16 protein-coding genes are annotated in these 17,586 nt (G+C 51.8%); 8 read left to right on the top strand and 8 right to left on the bottom strand.

Annotated elements, in window-relative coordinates:
• The 4 genes from aalo17_RS01060 to aalo17_RS01045 all read right to left on the bottom strand — a co-directional run bounded on the left by aalo17_RS01060 (position 1) and on the right by aalo17_RS01045 (position 4,939).
• Entirely contained in the window at positions 1 to 894 is an 894-nt protein-coding gene (locus tag aalo17_RS01060) for a carbohydrate ABC transporter permease (RefSeq protein WP_067554413.1), read from the bottom strand.
• On the bottom strand, positions 895 to 2,352 hold the full coding sequence (locus aalo17_RS01055; protein WP_082743164.1) for an ABC transporter ATP-binding protein: 1,458 nt from the start codon (positions 2,350 to 2,352) through the stop codon (positions 895 to 897). It lies immediately after the preceding gene.
• Between the two features lie 279 nt (positions 2,353 to 2,631).
• Positions 2,632 to 3,000, bottom strand: a complete 369-nt coding sequence (locus aalo17_RS01050) for an alpha/beta hydrolase fold domain-containing protein (protein ID WP_067554410.1) — start codon at positions 2,998 to 3,000, stop codon at positions 2,632 to 2,634.
• Positions 3,001 to 3,460: 460 nt separating this feature from the next.
• Complete coding sequence (locus tag aalo17_RS01045) at positions 3,461 to 4,939, bottom strand: ATP-binding protein (protein WP_067554407.1); 1,479 nt, start codon at positions 4,937 to 4,939, stop codon at positions 3,461 to 3,463.
• A 934-nt stretch (positions 4,940 to 5,873) separates the two neighbouring features.
• Between aalo17_RS01045 and aalo17_RS01040 the strand changes: the two genes are divergently transcribed.
• The 6 genes from aalo17_RS01040 to aalo17_RS01015 all read left to right on the top strand — a co-directional run bounded on the left by aalo17_RS01040 (position 5,874) and on the right by aalo17_RS01015 (position 12,211).
• A complete protein-coding gene (locus aalo17_RS01040; RefSeq protein ID WP_067554404.1) occupies positions 5,874 to 6,500 on the top strand; it encodes a TetR/AcrR family transcriptional regulator in 627 nt (208 codons plus the stop codon).
• 181 nt (positions 6,501 to 6,681) lie between these two features.
• On the top strand, positions 6,682 to 7,950 hold the full coding sequence (locus tag aalo17_RS01035; protein ID WP_067554401.1) for an MFS transporter: 1,269 nt from the start codon (positions 6,682 to 6,684) through the stop codon (positions 7,948 to 7,950).
• Positions 7,947 to 10,163: an FtsX-like permease family protein gene (locus tag aalo17_RS01030; protein ID WP_067554398.1), complete on the top strand. Its 2,217-nt coding sequence runs from the start codon at positions 7,947 to 7,949 to the stop codon at positions 10,161 to 10,163. Before aalo17_RS01035 ends, aalo17_RS01030 begins: the two co-directional genes overlap by 4 nt.
• Positions 10,160 to 10,885: an ABC transporter ATP-binding protein gene (locus tag aalo17_RS01025; RefSeq protein ID WP_067554395.1), complete on the top strand. Its 726-nt coding sequence runs from the start codon at positions 10,160 to 10,162 to the stop codon at positions 10,883 to 10,885. The genes aalo17_RS01030 and aalo17_RS01025 overlap by 4 nt, the downstream gene beginning before the upstream one ends.
• Positions 10,886 to 10,955: 70 nt before the next feature.
• Positions 10,956 to 11,474 (top strand): P-loop NTPase family protein, encoded by a 519-nt coding sequence (locus tag aalo17_RS01020; RefSeq protein ID WP_203225834.1) that lies wholly within the window; start codon positions 10,956 to 10,958, stop codon positions 11,472 to 11,474.
• A 380-nt stretch (positions 11,475 to 11,854) separates the two neighbouring features.
• Positions 11,855 to 12,211, top strand: coding sequence for a hypothetical protein (locus tag aalo17_RS01015; protein WP_067554389.1), 357 nt, complete (start codon positions 11,855 to 11,857; stop codon positions 12,209 to 12,211).
• Here aalo17_RS01015 and aalo17_RS01010 read toward each other — a convergent pair.
• Together aalo17_RS01010 and aalo17_RS01005 are read right to left on the bottom strand one after the other, a co-directional pair.
• Positions 12,202 to 12,627, bottom strand: coding sequence for a hypothetical protein (locus tag aalo17_RS01010; protein WP_067554387.1), 426 nt, complete (start codon positions 12,625 to 12,627; stop codon positions 12,202 to 12,204). The two genes, aalo17_RS01015 and aalo17_RS01010, sit on opposite strands and share 10 nt — an antisense overlap.
• 233 nt (positions 12,628 to 12,860) lie before the next feature.
• Positions 12,861 to 13,310 carry a GNAT family N-acetyltransferase gene (locus aalo17_RS01005; protein ID WP_236940493.1) on the bottom strand — a complete coding sequence of 150 codons (450 nt, stop codon included), beginning with the start codon at positions 13,308 to 13,310 and terminating at the stop codon, positions 12,861 to 12,863.
• Between the two features lie 107 nt (positions 13,311 to 13,417).
• Between aalo17_RS01005 and aalo17_RS01000 the strand changes: the two genes are divergently transcribed.
• Entirely contained in the window at positions 13,418 to 14,419 is a 1,002-nt protein-coding gene (locus aalo17_RS01000) for an IS1595 family transposase (protein WP_067554381.1), read from the top strand.
• Positions 14,420 to 14,465: 46 nt separating this feature from the next.
• Here the strand turns inward: aalo17_RS01000 and aalo17_RS00995 are convergent, their stop codons facing one another.
• The gene (locus tag aalo17_RS00995) at positions 14,466 to 15,008 is read right to left on the bottom strand and encodes an AAA family ATPase (RefSeq protein WP_067554378.1); all 543 of its coding nucleotides are present in this window, start codon (positions 15,006 to 15,008) and stop codon (positions 14,466 to 14,468) included.
• 206 nt (positions 15,009 to 15,214) lie between these two features.
• Here aalo17_RS00995 and aalo17_RS00990 point away from each other — a divergent pair, with 206 nt between their 5' ends.
• Entirely contained in the window at positions 15,215 to 16,558 is a 1,344-nt protein-coding gene (locus aalo17_RS00990) for an ATP-binding protein (protein WP_067554375.1), read from the top strand.
• 488 nt (positions 16,559 to 17,046) lie between these two features.
• Here aalo17_RS00990 and aalo17_RS00985 read toward each other — a convergent pair whose 3' ends face one another.
• On the bottom strand, positions 17,047 to 17,565 hold the full coding sequence (locus aalo17_RS00985; protein ID WP_145907391.1) for a hypothetical protein: 519 nt from the start codon (positions 17,563 to 17,565) through the stop codon (positions 17,047 to 17,049).
• Positions 17,566 to 17,586: the final 21 nt, after the last annotated feature.

Below are 17,586 nucleotides of genomic sequence, written 5' to 3'. Positions count from 1 at the left end.
CTAGCTGTAGTGCACATGCCTGCGGCTCACGAGCAGGTTGATGACCGTGATCGTCAGCACGATTGCAAAGAGTATGATCGCGGCAGCCGAGGCATAGGAGGGATAGCCCCCGCCATCCCGGTACAGCATGTCGAAGACATAGCCTACCAGCGTGTTCATCCCCGCTGCATTCAGGTTCGTCCCAAAGAGTGCCACGGCGTCGCTGTAGGCCTTGAACGCGCCGATGAATCCCGTGATCACGAGATAAAACACCGAGGGGGAAATCAGCGGAAGGGTAATTCGCCAGAAGATCCGGCGGGAGCTTGTGCCGTCCACCCGCGCCACGTCGTAATACACCGGGTTCACGCTGGCCAGGGCACTGGTCAGGATCAGGATCTTGAACGGCATGACGATCCAGATCGTGTAGAAACACAGGACGAACATCTTGGCCCACCAGGGTCCGTCAATGAAATCCACCCCGGATCCCCCCACCATGTGAATGAGCATGTTCACCACACCCTCGGAATAGGGCGTGGACTTGAAGAGCACCATGAACACCATGCCCACGGCCAGGGTGTTCGTGACATAGGGCAGGAAATACAGCGTCTGGAACAGACTCCGGAGCTTCTCAATGCGGATCAGCGCACAGGATATCAGCAGCGCAAGCCCCGTCGAGACCGGCACCGTGACCAGCACCAGCACCACGGTATTGATGAGTGCCCGGGTGAAGTAGGGATCATGGAGCACATAGCTGTAGTTGTAGGCGCCGACGCCGAAAAAGCTCTGGCTGGCGGAGCTGTAGCCTTCTTCGAAGGAATACACGAACACGTCAATCAGCGGATAGACCAGGAAGACCCCCAGAAACACCAGGGCCGGCAGCAGGTAGAGAAACGCCTTGAAGTTCTGCTTCTCCATTTACAGCTCCCCTTCCTTTATATAGGTATCCACTGCATCGGTTTCCAGCACCACCTCCGCGGACTGGCCATCTGCATTCAGCGCCGTAAAAGTCGTCTGCATGCGGTCCAGCTCCGGGGCGTCGCCCCCGGCGTCTGCTGCCGATGCAGACTGAACTGCTGCAGCCATCTGCTCCCGGGCCTCCAGGGCCATGACCTGCGGGATCACACGGGCACTCACCGGGATCTCCTCCACACTTTTTTCCTCCATGGTTTCCGCCTCACCGGTATCTTCAGCGGTCTCTTCCGCCAGACCGGGGACAGCGGCTGTCTGCGCTTTGGTCTCCGGTTGCGGGGCACTCTGTGCAAGGGGTTCCAGCTTCAGGCGGATTCGTTCACCACTCTCCGGCGCAAAGAGATACACCTTGGCGGGTTTCAGGTCAAAGTGCACCTCGCCTCCCGAAATGTGGTTCCAGTCCTCAGCAGATATGATGGAGCGCACGACATCGGTTTTCGCCGCCTTGTTCCGGAAAATCACGGAGACATCCCGTCCGGTGATCTCCGGCCGCACCATTTCATTGTGCATGGCGCCACCCTCCAGGAGAATGAAGCCCTCGGGGCGGATCCCCACAGAAACCGGGCCTTCCGGTACGGATTCGCCTTCGGCCACCCGCAATACAGGTTCCCCGGCAATCCACAGCTGTCCGTCCTTCAGCTCTCCGTCAAACATGTTGATGGGCGGCGTTCCGAGAAACTGCGCCACGAACTGATTCGCCGGATCATCATAGACCTTCTGGGGCGAATCCACCTGCTGCAGCACGCCTTCCTTCATGACCACAATGAGGTCCGAAATGCTCATCGCCTCATCCTGGTCGTGCGTGACAAATACCGTTGTGATGCGGGTTTCCTGCTGGATCCGCCGGATCTCCTCCCGTGTCGCCAGACGCAGTCTGGCATCCAGATTGGAGAGAGGCTCATCCAGGAGCAGGACTTTGGGCAGCTTCACCAGCGAACGGGCAATGGCCACCCGCTGCTGCTGGCCGCCTGAGAGCTCCGAAGGTTTTCGCTCCAGCAGCTCCTCGATGTGCACCAGCTTCGCCGCTTCCAGCACGCGTTCCTTCATGGCCTCTTTTGACAGCCGGTCCTTTCCCCGGAAATTCTCCAGCGGGAACCGGATGTTCTGCTCCACCGTCATATGGGGATAGAGTGCATAGTTCTGAAACACCATGCCCACACCCCTTTCCTCCGGCGGCAGTGCCGTCACGTTGTTGTCCCCAAAAAAAATCTCCCCGGAGGTCGGTGCCAGCAGCCCGCAGATCATGTTCAGCGTCGTGCTCTTTCCGCACCCCGAAGGACCCAGCAAAGCCGCCAGCTTCCCGTCGGGGATCGTGAACGTGAAGTCGTTCACCGCAATGACTTCCTGTCTGTTTTTTCCCCGCCCGGGGAATTTTTTCGTCAGGTGATCCAGTACGATTTCCATCCTGTCGTTTCCTTTCATGGTTGTTTACAGAAAAAGAATACCATGGATGGCCCGGCTGCATGAAACCCCGGTCCCCTCCCGGGCAGATGGAGGATTTGGCCCACACCAAAAAGTGCCGGCTTCCAGTCATGAGGCTGAGCCGGCACTTCAGGGGCCTGTCATATACCTTTTACGCACCTTGTTTATTTTCGAAGCAGGTTATGGTCTTCCACAAGAAGCAGGTTATGGTCTTCCACAAAGAGATACTCTTCATACTCACTGAGGACCTTATCGTAATCATCATCGTCCCGGCTGTATGCAGAAGGGGCAGGTACCGGCTCCGGGCTGGCTGCTTCTGCAGGCTGCGGCCCCTGCACTGTCCCCTGCAAATCCCCGTGGGATCACGCCGTCTGTCGTCACCCGTTTCCAGGCTGTCATGGCATCGAGATACGGTCCGGGATACGGGCCGGTGCGGTAATCCGGAAGATAGACCCGGCAGCCGGTTTCCAGGGCATACAGTCCGGCAGGTTTTCGGTGGTATGGAGAGGGTTTGCAGAAAAAGGCACCGCCGTGAAAGTACAGAATGCTGTCCTTTGCGCCCTGTTGCGGTTCAAAGACATGGATGTCAAAGGGCGGACCGGGAAGGATCCGGTGCTTCACCCCGGGCATGTCACTGGTCCAGCACAACAGGGGCCCAGAACCGCATTGCCCAGAGCGGCCATCACCGGATGAAAGGGCATGGGCAGGGCAATAGTGTACGGAGAGCCGGATCAATGATGTGATGTGTGTTCATGAAAGGTTCTTTCCGGGAAATGGGGCGGGAATGGCAGATTTCCGAAAATATACAGGTCTGGCGACTGACTGCGTTGTTCCATAGACCAGATTGTATCTCTCTGACTGACAGCAGTGCAGGTATCTGCAGAGTCAGCGGGTCTGGACGGCAGTTCCTGGTCCATTCCCTGCAGATTTTATCGATTTGAGTACAGGTCAGTATAGATTTGAGTACAGGTCAGTATAGATTGCAAGCCGTCAATATCGATATTTACAGCTTCTGTATCGATACTGATTGCTCACAGTGATATATCCTGTTCTGTATAGAGTCCAGGATCAAGCCGCACCCAGGCGTATGTCATCCTTCGGTAACCGGCTCAAATTCCCGCTGACTCCAGTCTGTGCGTGTCTGCAGCAACTTCTCTCTTCCCTTTTTCCCGGCTTCAACGAGGATTCCGGAGAGGATCATAGGCTTGATCAGTCCGTTGCTTACATAGGAGTAATTCATTCCCAGATGATCTGCAATTTCTTTTCGGGTCCGAGGTGTCCTGCAATAGACAGCTATTCTCTCATCTGCCTTGTTTTCAGTTCTGGCAGGCAGGCTTGCCGCCGAACTGCTGACAGTATTTCTGAGAATGGTTTTAAACTGTTTCCCGTCATCCAGGAATTCCGGTTGCGGCAGCCCGGCTTTTTCCATTTCGCGTTTCATGGTCGGAATACCACTGTACCTGTTTTCGCTGATCTGTAAAAATTCCAGTATTCTGATCAGAGTGCTGTTCCTGGACTCCGGACTTTCTTTTCCCAGTCTTGCAACAGGAAACCCGCCATATACGCCACCACTGTTGATGATCTCCATCCGGTCTTCGTAAATAATCAGCTGAATGGGAGTTCCATCTGTATGTCGACTGTAATCTCTGTGAATCAGGGCATTCAGCAAGGCTTCCCGCACAGCTCTGAGAGGATACTCCCATCTGTCTGCCCGCTGTCCCATTTCATCAATGACTGTGCGGTGTCTGATATTCTTCCTTACGAAGTCCATGGCAGATACCAGCATTTCCTGCAATGAACCTTCAATACGTACATTGTCCGTGAATCGTGTCCCGTCCGCTTCTGTCACACCATATACGGTTCCGGGAACAGCGACAGCAGTGATGCCAAGCCCCGGAAATGCAGACTGAGGATACTTTGAAAACACCAGCAAACCGGCCAGGGTCGGACAGCCATCTTTCTCAACTTTCTGAAGCTGGAGAATTTCTGAATCTGATAAATGCTCAAATGTGTTTATCCGGCTGGCTTTTACAGTACTCAGATACTTGTTCATTAACTCACCGTTACGAAGTACCCATCCGTCTTTGACTGGACGCTGGTCTTCCTTAAGTCCTTTGCGATATGCCTGATACTTATAGATCTCATAAGCAGTCATATGCTCATCAGAATCTCCAATTCTGATATATGAACCTTTATTAATACCTGCCGGTCTGTAAAAAACAGGACGGTCTGCATACTCTACACCCTGGATTTCTGCCGCTACCACCTGTTTTCCGTCAATGGCTCCAACGCTTAATACCGGCCGGATTTCCGGCTCCATTTCTCTGCATTTGCCCTGGATTTTCTTCTGGATATCTGCTGCATCGTATACTCCTGTTACCGCAAACCCATTTTTCTCATCCACTCCAAACATAATCACTCCGCCCTCATCCTGATTGGAAAAAGAGGAAAGTGTATCATATATCTTTTTCGGACATCCCTCTGATGCTGTTTTAGCTTCAAAAGTCCTTGATTCTGTTTGCCCGCTTCTGACTGAATCAAGTATATTTCTGATTTCCTGTTCCTGCATGTTTCTACTCCGTTTCCCACCTTGACCTGCATATCATGCTGCAGGTCATCAATTGAGACAGAACCTGCTCCGTATATCTGATGCTCTGTATATACAGAATATACAAATCGGCTATCACAACCCAGCCTGAAACTGGATATAAATATAGATTTTTATCTGTTCCCTGCATATTTTATCGATTTTAGTACAAGTCAGTATAGATTTGAGTATAGGTCAGTATAGATTTCAAGCCGTCAATATCGATATTTACAGATTCTCTATCGATACTGATTGCTCACAGTGATATAGAGATCTATATATTCAGCAGCAGACTCTCCCGCCTTCTCCCGGGAAGCAGTGGTCAATGCCAGTCTGATCATGGTGTTCGCGCACTGAATCTCCCATACCACATACTGCAAAGTCACGGGTAGTGCCAAACGCAGGGATATTCCGGTGGAATACATCAACAGCCGCAACCTGAGCATCAGCGAGCGGGAGCTGCCGGAGATCGTCAGGAGGCATGGAGACCCGGGATGAAACGACTGGGATACAGTGGTTTCTCCATCTAAGCGGCAAACTCTGAACAGAGCAAGTTCAGAAGCAGCAGGCAGATCTGAAAGCCTGCAGCAGTGAACTGCTTTCCGGAAGCAGCCTGCGGGCTGCTCTTGAAACTGAACAGGGATTTCCGTCCTGTACAGTCCTTTTCTGCAAAGCACGGCGAACAGGTTCCAGGCGCATCTCTTTCCTCTTACAGAGACTGGGAAGTTCCATCTATACAGATGGATTGCTTTTCAGCTCTGTAAGCGGGTCCTTCCTGTGCCTGCCGCTCTTTGCCGGTATCCTCTCTGGTTTATCCGGATTCTGTCCTTCCCCCATTGACATCCGGTCTGCCGACAGGCTATAACTCAGTTAGACAGGCAGTCGGTCTATTGCCGGGTACCTGCAGGAGGTGAGTATGCGGATTGTAAAAGATGCAGCCGCCAGACGCAGCGAGATTCTGGATGCAGCCGAAAAGCTGTTTGGTACAAAGGGGTACGATGCCACCAGTACCGGGGACATACTCCGGGAACTGGGGATTGCCCGGGGGACTCTGTACTATCACTTCAAATCCAAGGAAGACATTCTGGATGCCATGATCGACCGTCTGACCCAGGCTCTGGCAGCCCGGGCCGCCGGGGTACTGGACCGGAAAGGCATTCCGGTTCTGCAGCGCCTGACGCTCATGATGCAGAGCCTGCAGGTCAACAATGCCCTGGGCCATGAGATCATGAGCCAGGTTCACAAACCGCAGAATGCACTCATGCATCAGAAAATGCAGGAACGCATGCTGACAGCAGTCGTGCCGCTTGTAACTTCCCTGCTGCAGGAAGCCCGGGAACAGGGACTGTGTCAGACCCGGTATCCGGAAGAAGTGACTGAAATGACACTGCTTTATGCATCCACGGTCTTTGACGAACTCTCCGGTCTGTCCGAAGAAAAGCGCCAGGAAAAAGTACTGGCTTTCATCTACAACCTGGAAAGGCTTCTGCAGATGCCGGAAGGCAGTCTGATGGAAACCATGATTCCTGTATTTCAGTCCTGAATCTCAGTAACGGAGGTGACAGCCCTCCTTGTTTTTCCCCATTCAGCAGACTGACAGTCGGTCTGTTATAAATCCCCTTTGCTGTCCCCTTCTCCGGTTCGACGCGCAGGACGATCACACCAGTAAGCAGACTGCCGGTCGAACTGCTTCCTCATAAACCAAAGAAAGAGAGTTTGTTTCCATGAACCATGCAGCTTCTTCCTCCAGCGCATCCCGCAGCAGCTTTTCCCGATTCCTTCTTCTCTTCGCCGGAGAACTGATTTCCTCCATAGGCAGCGGCCTGACCAGTTTCGGACTCGGTGTGTACATTTTCCAGAAAACAGGATCGGCTGCCAACATGGCTCTGGTCACCCTGACAGGATTTCTTCCCACTCTGCTTCTGAGTCTGCCCGCAGGTACTCTGGCAGACCGGCATGACAGACGTCTTCTCATGATGATCGGCGACGGCTTTTCCGCCCTGGGCATTCTGTATATCCTTCTTTGCATGATGCAGGGAGAACCTGCTCTGTGGCAAATCTGCCTGGGTGTCTTTGTCAGTGCCTTTTTCTCCGCCCTGCTGGAACCCGCCTTCCGTGCAACCATCACCGACCTTCTGACACCGGATGAATACTCCAAAGCCGCCGGCCTGCTTTCCCTGGCACAAAGTGCCCGGTTTCTGATTTCGCCGGTTCTGGCCGGCGCCCTGCTGGCTGTCACCGACATCAAAGTGCTGCTGGCGATCGATGTCTGCACCTTTTTTCCCACTGTCTTTGCGGCAGCCGCTGTGCGAAACAGCCTGTCCTCCGGGGGCGAGCGGGCACAGGAAACCCGTCCTGCCTTTCTTGCGTCCATGACAGAAGGCTGGCAGACAGTGACAAAAAATCACGGTCTCTTTCTTCTCATCCTCGTCAGCACCCTGCTCACCTGCTTCATGGGGTCCTTCCAGATTCTGGCACAGCCGGTGATCCTGGCCTTTGCCCACAGCACCACGCTGGGAATCGGAGAAACCCTCTGTGCCTCCGGCATGCTGGTCAGCAGCCTGTGGCTCGGGGCCCGTGGCCTCAAAGGCGGTTATATCCGCACCCTGAGCGCTTCGCTGTTTGCTGCCGGACTTTGCATGGCCGGGTTTGCCTGGCAGGAAAACATCGTTTCTGTCTGCCTCTTCGGCTTTCTGTTCTTTCTGGCCCTGCCCTTTGCGAACAACTGCCTGGACTGTCTGGTCCGGCGTGTGATCCCCGGTGAACTCCAGGGACGTGCCTGGGGTATGATCAGCTTTCTGTCCCAGATGGGCTACGTGGCTGCCTATACCCTGGCCGGGACCTGTGCGGACGGACTCGCAGCCACCCTGCAAATCTCCGTCGGACGGGGATCGGCTCTGGTTATTCTGATTGCCGGGATCCTGCTGTCAGTCACTGCTCTCTGCCTTCTGCCCCTTGGACCAGTCCGGCAGCTGGAAAAGGCATCAGCATGACTCTGCGCCTTGCCTTCAGCGGTATCCACCGCCAGCCGCTGGCTTCTCTGGCCTCTGTCTTCTTCATTGCGGCATCCATCACCCTTCTCACTCTGACTTCTCTTTTATCCTGTCAGCTGTATGGATCCATCGACAGTCTGATGGACCAGGCGCAGGTGCCTGATATCCTCCAGATGCATGCAGGTTCTGTAGATGAACAAGGCATAAAGGATTTCGCAGACCGGTGCCCTCAGATCACCGGCTGGCAGATTTCTTCTTTTCTGAACCTGAACAATCCGGCTGTCCGGCTCAAAGACCAGTCCCTGGCTGGCAGCACGCAGGACAACGGACTTGTCATTCAGCCGGAACACTTTGATTTCCTTCTGGACCTGTCAGGCAGCAGACCGGAGGTTCAGCCCGGAGAGGTGTATGTGCCTGTTGCGTACCGCAGTCTGTATGACCTGGAAACCGGTGACATCATGACCATTGGCAGCGACTCGCTGATCATTGCCGGCTTTATCCGCGATGCACAGATGAACGCCATGATGTGTTCCTCGAAACGGTTTCTGGTGCATCCGCAGACCCTGGAACGGCTGCAGGATGCAGGAGTGCAGGAAACACTGATTGAATTCATGCTGGCAGACGGTGCCAGTCCCTCGCAGTTCCGCCGGACCTATGAAGACGCCGGGCTGCCGGCATCGGGGCCCTTCATTGACCGGAGTCTGATCCGCATGATGAACGTTCTGTCCGATGGCACTGTCATCTTCCTGCTGTTTCTTGTCAGTCTTGCGGTTCTGGCCATTTCCCTGCTGTGTATCCGGTATATCCTGTTCCTGCAGCTGGAACAGGACCGGCAGCAGACCGGAATGATGAAAGCACTGGGCATCAGCAGGAAAGCGGTCCGTCAGATATATTTGGTCCACTATGCCCTGCTGACGGTTCCCGGGATCCTGGCGGGACTTCTTGCAGCCCTGATTCTCCAGCGGCCGTTGCTGAAACAGCTGCGGGAGCTTTACGGCACAGCCCCGGACAGCTCCGCCGTACCCTTGGCCTGCCTGCTGGCAGCCAGCGTGATAGCCCTCATTGTGCTGATTTCTGTCCGGCTTTCACTGCATTCTCTGGATCGGCAAAGTCCGCTGGATGCCCTGCGAAATCCTCAAACCTTCGGCAGATCCGGAACCCGGTTCATGAGCGCAGCCGTCTGTGCCGGGTGCACCTTCCTTGTCCTGGTGCCCCTGTTTCTTTCTCATACTCTTTCCTCCCCGGGGTTTGTCACCAGCATGGGAATCGGAGATGCCCAGCTGCGGCTGGATCTGGCTTCCGCCCAAACCGCCGGCTTCGTGACAGAACGTCTTGAAAAGGATGAGCAGGTGAAGAAATGGTCCCTGCTCACAACCTATGGTCAGACCGTCAGACTGACCGATGGAACCACGCTCAGTCTTCCGGTGGAAACCGGTGACCTTGAAGCATTCCCTGTTACTTGCGACAAAGGCCGGCTGGCGGAGAAGGAAAACGAACTGGCCCTGTCGGTGCTCGCTGCCCGGGAACTGAATCTGGAACCGGGAGATACCCTGCAGCTGGAAGATCAGCCGGAGCCTTTTGTCATCAGCGGTCTGTACTCGGATATCACCAATGGCGGAAAAACAGCCAAGGCGCTGCACCTGGAAACAGAGCCAGATCCTGTATGGACTGTGGGATACGTCAGCCTGAAGGACATGGCGGATCCGCAAAGCTGGATGGAATCCATGTCGGGTACCGGAATTTCGGTGACATCCATCCGGGAGTATGTCCGGCAGACCTATGCCCAGACCCTGCATCAGCTGAACCTGGCTGCGCAGCTGGCGGCCTGTACCGGTCTGTTCATCACAGCCGTGGTGATGTTTCTGTCCATCCGGCTGTCCATCCAGCAGAACCGCGACACACTGTCTCTGAAAAAAGCCCTGGGTTTCACCACAGGGCAGCTGAAAAGAGAATGGTTTCTCCGCCAGATCCCCTGGTGCCTGAGCGGTGCTGCAGCCGGGCTGCTTCTGGCCCTGGGTCCAGGGAAATGGCTGTGCTGTCTGGTACTGGAACAACTGGGAGCCACAGGGTTCAGTTTTGACATTCCCTGGTTCTCTGCGCTGGCTGTTCTCTTTCTGATACCCGCCGCTGCCCTGACCGCAACATGGTGCAATCTGTCTGTCCTCCGCTGTATCACCCCCTGTGAATGTTTCAGGGGAAAGGAATCATCATGAAACCTGTTCTTCAAGTCAGAGATCTCTGCCGAAACAGGATCCTGCACAACATTTCCTTCGATCTGATGCCCGGCGAACTGCTGGCCGTCATGGGTCCCTCAGGGTCGGGAAAATCCACCCTGCTTTACAACACCGCCGGTCTGGACCAGGCCGATGCAGGAGAAGTCCGGCTGCAGGACACAGTCCTCACTGCCCTGTCGGATGATCACAAAGCCAGGCTCCGTCTGGAAAAGATGGGATTTGTGTTCCAGCAGATGAACACCATACCGGGTCTGTCTCTGGAGGAAAACATTGTTCTGCCCGGCATTCAGGCGCAGGGGAAACGTCAGAAGGCGAAGGTGAAAGAAAAAGCCCGCCGTCTCATGAAAGAACTGGGGCTCGAGGGTCTGGAAAACAGGCAGGTGCAGCAGGTGTCCGGCGGACAGCTCCAGCGGGCCTGTATCTGCCGGAGTCTAATCAATGACCCGGTGATCCTTTTTGCGGATGAACCAACGGGAGCTCTGAACCGGCAGGCTGCGCAGGAAGTCATGGATACGCTGGTGAATCTGAACCGGCAGGGGATGAGCATTCTCATGGTCACCCATGACAGCAAAACCGCTTCCCGCTGCGACCGCATCCTGTATCTGCAGGATGGAGAAATCAAAGATCAACTGTATCTGGAACGTGCCGATGCCGACAGAGAGCAGCGGGTAAATGACTGGCTCATGCAAAGGGGCTGGTGAATCTGTCTCTCTTCCATTCATGGAAGCCTTCCCGGCTTCCTTTTTTCTGCATCCTGCTCATAATGGAACCATGAAACGCATTCTTGTAATCGGCTGTGCCGGCAGCGGAAAAAGCACCCTGAGCCGCAGACTGCGGGATATCCTGCACCTGCCGCTGATTTACCTCGACCAGATCTGGCACCTGCCCGATGGAAGTCACATTTCCCCGGAGGAGTTTGATGAACAACTCGCAGAAGTTCTTGACTCCCCCTGCTGGATCCTGGACGGCAATTACCGCCGGACTCTGCCTATCCGTCTGGAACACTGTGATACGGTGATCCTTCTGGACTTCCCCACCGAAATCTGTCTTTCGCAGGCAGCAGGGAGGATTGGCCGCAAACGGGAGGATCTGCCCTGGGTGGAAACGGAATTCGATCCAGAGTTTCAGAACTGGATCCGGCACTTCAGAAAACGCAATCTTCCCGAAATCATGTCCATGCTGGAAGAATACCGGGAGTCCCGCTCCATTTATGTTCTTCATTCCCATCAGGAAACAGAGGATTTTATCCAGACTCTGAAACAGCTTCAGCACTTCGGTCTGAAGAGATAAAAGAAACCGCCAGGATCTCCCCGGCGGAAACACAATCAAATTCACTTCGTCGTGGTGACATCCGCAAACAGCGGTGTGTCACCGGATTTGGCTGTCCCGGAACAGGCAGCGAGTGTTGCTGCCAGTGCACCTGTCAGCAAGAACAGTAAAGCCCGTTTCATGATCCATGTTTCCTCCCCTGCAGACTTTTACGTCTGCATGGTTCAAAGTATACGGGAACCGTAGGATAAATGGTGTCGAGATGCCCTCAAGGCAGTTTACCGGTGATGATGACAGGCCGGGGCGGTCAATGGATGGCAAAGGCAGCTTAATGATAAATATATATTTGAAATGCAGCATTTATCGATCATGATAGGTATAGAAGAAATGAGGAATTTACTATGCCGATTGGTCACCACACTTCCAGTTATTGCGAACAATATGAATTAGAGGAAGTTGCAGCACATCTCTTATATGCATATTTATTTAAGGGTTTAAGCGGGGAGGAAGCCGAGAAACTGTTGTTCGGTAAGGATCATCAAAAGGGATGGTATACCAAAGTTCTGCTCAATTTTTACGGAATCAGCAACAGCCGAGAAAGTAGGAATCGAGGTCGATTCAAGTTCTACTCCCTGGAAGATGCAGTCCATGAATTGATGCTAACCGGTGAGGCTGGTGATGCAAAAGTCGGTAGTTTGTTTCTGAAATACCGCCCTGATATCCATCTACCGCAATTACCAGAAGGTCGTCATTCGTAATATTCCCATTCATATTCTGATTCTATCTCGTCAACACATTTCGGCGGATTTAATGGATCAAAGCCAGTAAAAACCCACTCCCGATAAAACTGCATTTCAGAGGTTTGAGAGGCTGCATGAAATTTCATCACCAATCGCTTCGCGGATAGTTTTATAGTCGGTTTTTCCTCTGTGGGTGAGAAACACTTTGGACTGATCTCACAACACGGATGATCATCATCACTAGGTAGATCAAACTTCAACACCGGAAATCCGATCAACTCAGGAATAAACTGACGTGTCTCTCCATCAAAGGGTAGGCAGAATTTCATGATTTTCTGAATTTGCTTCTCCGTGATTTCGCCAGGGATGACCACATGACCATAGAGTTTGTAGTTTGCGGCATCGCGGTATAAATAATCGATTCTCGTATTCATAGCTTCGCTCTTTTCCTGTCCTGGTATATCATAAATAACCTCTTTTTGGCTCTATCTGGATTTACAACTTTCTAGTCCAGCATTTTACAGTTACGAAATAAAAGATGGCGGCAGGTCATTTCATAAAGGTGATATCACCATCTTTTGATCCTTAACAAATAACGTTATCTTTTTCTCTGTTCGTTTTTCCCAATCTTCCGATGGGGTGCAAAGAAATAGAAGTCTCCCCCTCCTCACAACTCCCGCACCATCACACACTCCTCCGGGTTCTCGCGCATTGTCCTGAACCCGGCTTTTTCATACATGTGCATCGCATAATTAGCTTTCTGGACGGACAGCGAAACCTGTCTGTATCCGGCTTCCTTGAGCTTTTGCAGCATGGCCTTCATCAACACGGTTCCAATGCCCTGATTTCTGTATTCTTCGAAGAGTGCGATGGCCAAAGAAGGAGTATCCTCACCCACATGTCCGTAGTCATTCATGATGCGGGACCAGATGGCGCCGATTGCCTTTCCCTGAATCTCGGCAATCAGGCAGATATCATCGGCCTGTCCGAAGTCTTCGATATACAGGGCCAGCTCCGGCTGGTGGATGATAGTCCGGTTGGGTTTCTGCATTCCTACGGGAATGAAAATGGCTTCATAAAGAAAGTCGGAAAGCAATGGATACTCTTCGGGTTTCATGTCGCGGATTATATAACTTGATAGACTACCAAGCTCAGTTAATGGCTTATCACACATAAATAGCGCCAGTAATAATGCGATACTTGAATCAGGAAGAGAGGCACCCTATGTTCAAGAAATCGCTGTTCAAAGACCTGACTTTTGCTGATATCCATACCCAGTATTCAGACCCCCATGACGCAGAACGCTTCTTCTTTGATCTGAAGTGGAAGGATGGTTTTGTGTGCTCAAAGTGCGGTCATACCCACTACACGACTGTTGTACGAAAAAACGGCTCTCTCAGAACTGTCTATCAGTGCGCTCACTGTGGTCATCAGGAATCTGTCACCGCCGGGACAGCGCTGGAAAGCACCAAGGCTCCTCTGTTTTCCTGGATCCTCGTGATGTTCGCCTATGTTATCTCCAAGACGGGAACTTCTGCCAAATACATCAGTGATCTGACAGGTGTCAGCTACCACACCACAAAACTCATGCTTCGCAAGATCAAACAGGCTCAGAAGCAGGACAACGAAACTCACATAGCCGTTGATTGCGATGCGATCGAACTGGATGTCTTTTCCTATGGCGGAAAGAAGCATGGAAAGCGTGGATGGGGAGCAGAAGGTAAAGTCAATGTGGCTGCAGCTGTGATCAAACACTATGTCTGGGACGACATGGATGGTGATGAGGAAGTATTCGAAGCCACAGATGCTGTCAAATTCAGAATCGTTCACAGCGAGAATAAGGCAGAACTGAAGAAGTTTCTGGAAGAAGAAGTCCCCAGTGACTGTGTAGTGCATTGTGACCGGAGTTCGTCCAACCTGGCTCTGGATATAGCTGGCAAACTGGTGGATGCCCAAAAGTTCGAAGTGGATACAGATCATCTGTCCTCTCTGGATCACATCATTTCCAACTTCAGAAGCAAGGTACAGGGGACTGCACACGGGATCGCACTGCAGTTTCTGGAGAACGAATTAGCAGACTTCGAGTGGAAACTGAGTCGTCGGAAATGGAAGAAAAAGAGTATCTTTGCATCACTGGGAAGAACTCTAATCAGCGGTGCTCACCAGACCCGGCAGGGTATGATCGACTACTTTAAAGACGTCCAGAAACAACTGGTTGCAGCTTAGCTTTACTGAGCTTCGTAGCCTATCAAGTTATATAATGCACAGGATTTCACCTCTCTTCTTTCCTGATCTGATTCAGGACCTGATTTGCGAGATCAAGGGGATACGCCTGGTCGATCAGATAATATGTGCAGCCATTCTCTTTGCATCCTGTCAGGACTTTCCGGTTTTCCTGGATCAGAGAGTCGGAATCAATGTGATTTTCCAGGCGATGTTCTATGTCACAGCCATGGGCTTCAATGTCCCTGAGATGTGTCCGGATGTAGTCGGAACTCATGACCAGCCAGAGATCGTGGATGTCACGGAGGTAGTCTGCTGTGAACTCTTTGCGCCAGTCAAAGGGCACATAGCAGCCTTCCAGGATCAGGTTCTGCCGGTTCTCAATGGCGGTCTTGATGATTTCACGCAAAATGGGCCAGAGGAAGTCTGTCAGTGTGTCGTCGTCCTGCGGGGTGAGGTCAGTCATGCCGCTGCGGATCAGACCCATTTTAAGGTGATCCATGGAGAGATAGGGCCAGCCTGTTTTTTCCAGGAGCTGCTGAGCAAGCAGGGTTTTGCCTGTGTGAGTGGTGCCGGAAATAAGCAGAATCATGGTGGTTTGTCCTTTCAGTCAGGTGAGAAAAACAGGGCAAAATATGCGGTTTTGAAGGAGTCCCCTTGAAAAGTGTGGGATTTATACACTTTATCCCCCGGAAAAGTGTTGGATTTTACATTTTATCGACCGTAAAAGTGTTGTCGTTTAGATAAACGATTCACCATCACATATAGAATTGTCTATCCAGAGAGGAGGGTATTCCTATGTATAGAACTGCCATGCAGGAACTGAAAACGTGGAAAAATCAGAGTCACAAGCCTTTGGTGATTCTGGGTCCCCGGCACTGCGGAAAATCCTGGCTGATGGACGAGTTTGGCCGCCATAATTATAAGAATGTCATTCACCTGCAACTGGAGAAAACCCCGGAATATCAGTCGATGTTTGAATCCGTTACAGATCCACAGAGGATATTTCATTTGATTGAAATCCAGGCCGGGAGGAAAATCCAGCCAGAATCCACGCTTGTGATCCTGGATGAAATTCAGGAAATCCCATCCGCCTTGTCATCACTGAAATACATGCAGGAAAAAATGCCCGAATATCATGTAATGGCAGCCGGATCTTACCTCGGAACCAGTCTGCACCGACAGTCGTCCTTTCCTGTGGGAAAAGTGGACGTCCTGCAGCTAAAACCAATGTCATTTTCTGAATTCCTGATGGCCAACAGTCAGGAAGGACTGGCTTCCCTGCTCAGGGATGGAAATACAAAAGATGCTCAGGTGTTTGATCAGCGTCTGCAGGATATGCTGAAATATTACTATTATGTCGGAGGAATGCCGGAGGCTGTGAATACGTTTGTGAACACACATGACCTTGCTGCAGTCAGACAGGTACAGGAGAATCTCCTGATGTCCTATCGTCAGGATTTTTCGAAACATGTTCCGGATTCTGAAATTCCAAAAGTGTATCAGGTCTGGGACTCTGTTGTGCAGCAGCTTGCCAAAGAAAACAGAAAATTTGTTTATAAAGATATGAAAAAAGGTGCCCGATCCAAAGACTATGAAGTCCCCATCAAATGGCTGACAGATACTGGCCTCCTTCATCAGATTTTTCGGATTGACAAGCCAGGTATCCCACTCTCAGCGTATCAGGACAGGAAGGCTTTCAAGCTGTATTTTGTGGATATCGGTCTTCTGGGCGCCATGGCCAAACTGCAGCCGGAAACCATTCTGGACGGAAGCATCTTCTTTACAGAATTCAAAGGAGCCATGAGTGAACAGTTTGTCCTGCAGGAACTTCTGGCACAGACTTCCGGCATTTATTACTGGTCCTCTTCAGGCTCCAAAGGCGAGGTTGATTTTATCACATCTGAAGGAAACCAGATTCTGCCCATTGAGGTGAAGTCTGGAACCAATATGCAGTCGAAAAGTCTGAAAAGCTTTGTGGAGAAATATGAACTGAAAGAAGGTATCCGCTTTTCTCTGCTTCCGTATAAAAAACAGGACTGGCTGGTGAACTATCCGCTGTATTTTGCCGGACAGCTTCTCCATCTGCTGAAGCCTGTTCGGAACTCTTTCATTGTGAAAGTCCCTGAAGATATATATTGAAACTGAAAAAGGATACCTGATTTATGGCAGGCGGGTATCCTTTTACTATTGTCTGATTCGGCTGAAGCCACTGTATCCGGACATTGCTGCCTGCTGCCGGAAAAGCGTCAGGCCGGCGGATCAATTCAGGAAGACTTGTGCAGTTAAATAAACTCGCGGGAGTTTAATTCAACTGGTTTAGTTAATGTTCCAGTTGAAGTGGATGCTGAAAAGTTAATACCCAGGGGAATTCTCGCCATTTGAAGGAAACAAAGAAACTGGATTTGCCTGGTTCCCTGTTTATCCTGAAGTAAACCAAAATGAACGCTCCCATACAATCCAAACTTCAACGTATTCCAGTTAACATTCACTTGTACAGTTACACTTCAACTGACGCTGCTTTCTCAAAGATCTGCCCAACTGACCGACTATGCCATCATCGGCATTTCAAAATCCCCTGGCAGTATCAAAAACTGTCAGAGGATTTGTTCGTTTACCGAAAGCGGGTACTAGAATCCGATGGAATTCATGACAGAAACCACCTGGTCTTTGTCGGCTTCTGCAATGTCTTCAATTTCATAGAATACATTGTTGTTCGTGTCCATGGCCGCGATGTTGTAGATCGAGTTCATTTCATTGAGATAGCTGGTCATCTGATATCCCTGATCATTGTTCCAGGTCTGTTCCTCGAAGAAATTCTCGCCGGTGAAGGATGCCGTGGCTTCGTTGTAGTCTGCCTGTGCCTCGCCGGTTTCCACGCTGATTTCCAGTCGTCCAAGGTCGTTGGCTGCATCGAATCCGTAGTCGTCGGCATCGGTGTCTCTGTCAGTGATCTGGTAGTCTTTGTCGCGGAAGGCATCTGCCAGGATCTGTCCGTAGTCGGCAGCCGTGGCCGGTTTTGCGGTTTCTGTGGTTTTGTCTGTCGTTGCGGCATTGCCGTTGTCACTGGGTGCGGGTACCGGTGTGGAGCAGGCACTCAGGGCCAGGGCCATGAGGCCGGCTGCGAAATATATATATACTCGTTTCATGATGAATCTGCCTCCTGGCAG

Origin of the sequence: Faecalibaculum rodentium (assembly GCF_001564455.1) — a bacterium.
Classification (GTDB): domain Bacteria; phylum Bacillota_I; class Bacilli_A; order Erysipelotrichales; family Erysipelotrichaceae; genus Faecalibaculum; species Faecalibaculum rodentium.
Note: the sequence above shows the minus strand (reverse complement) of the source record. Positions and strands in the feature narration are given on the sequence as shown.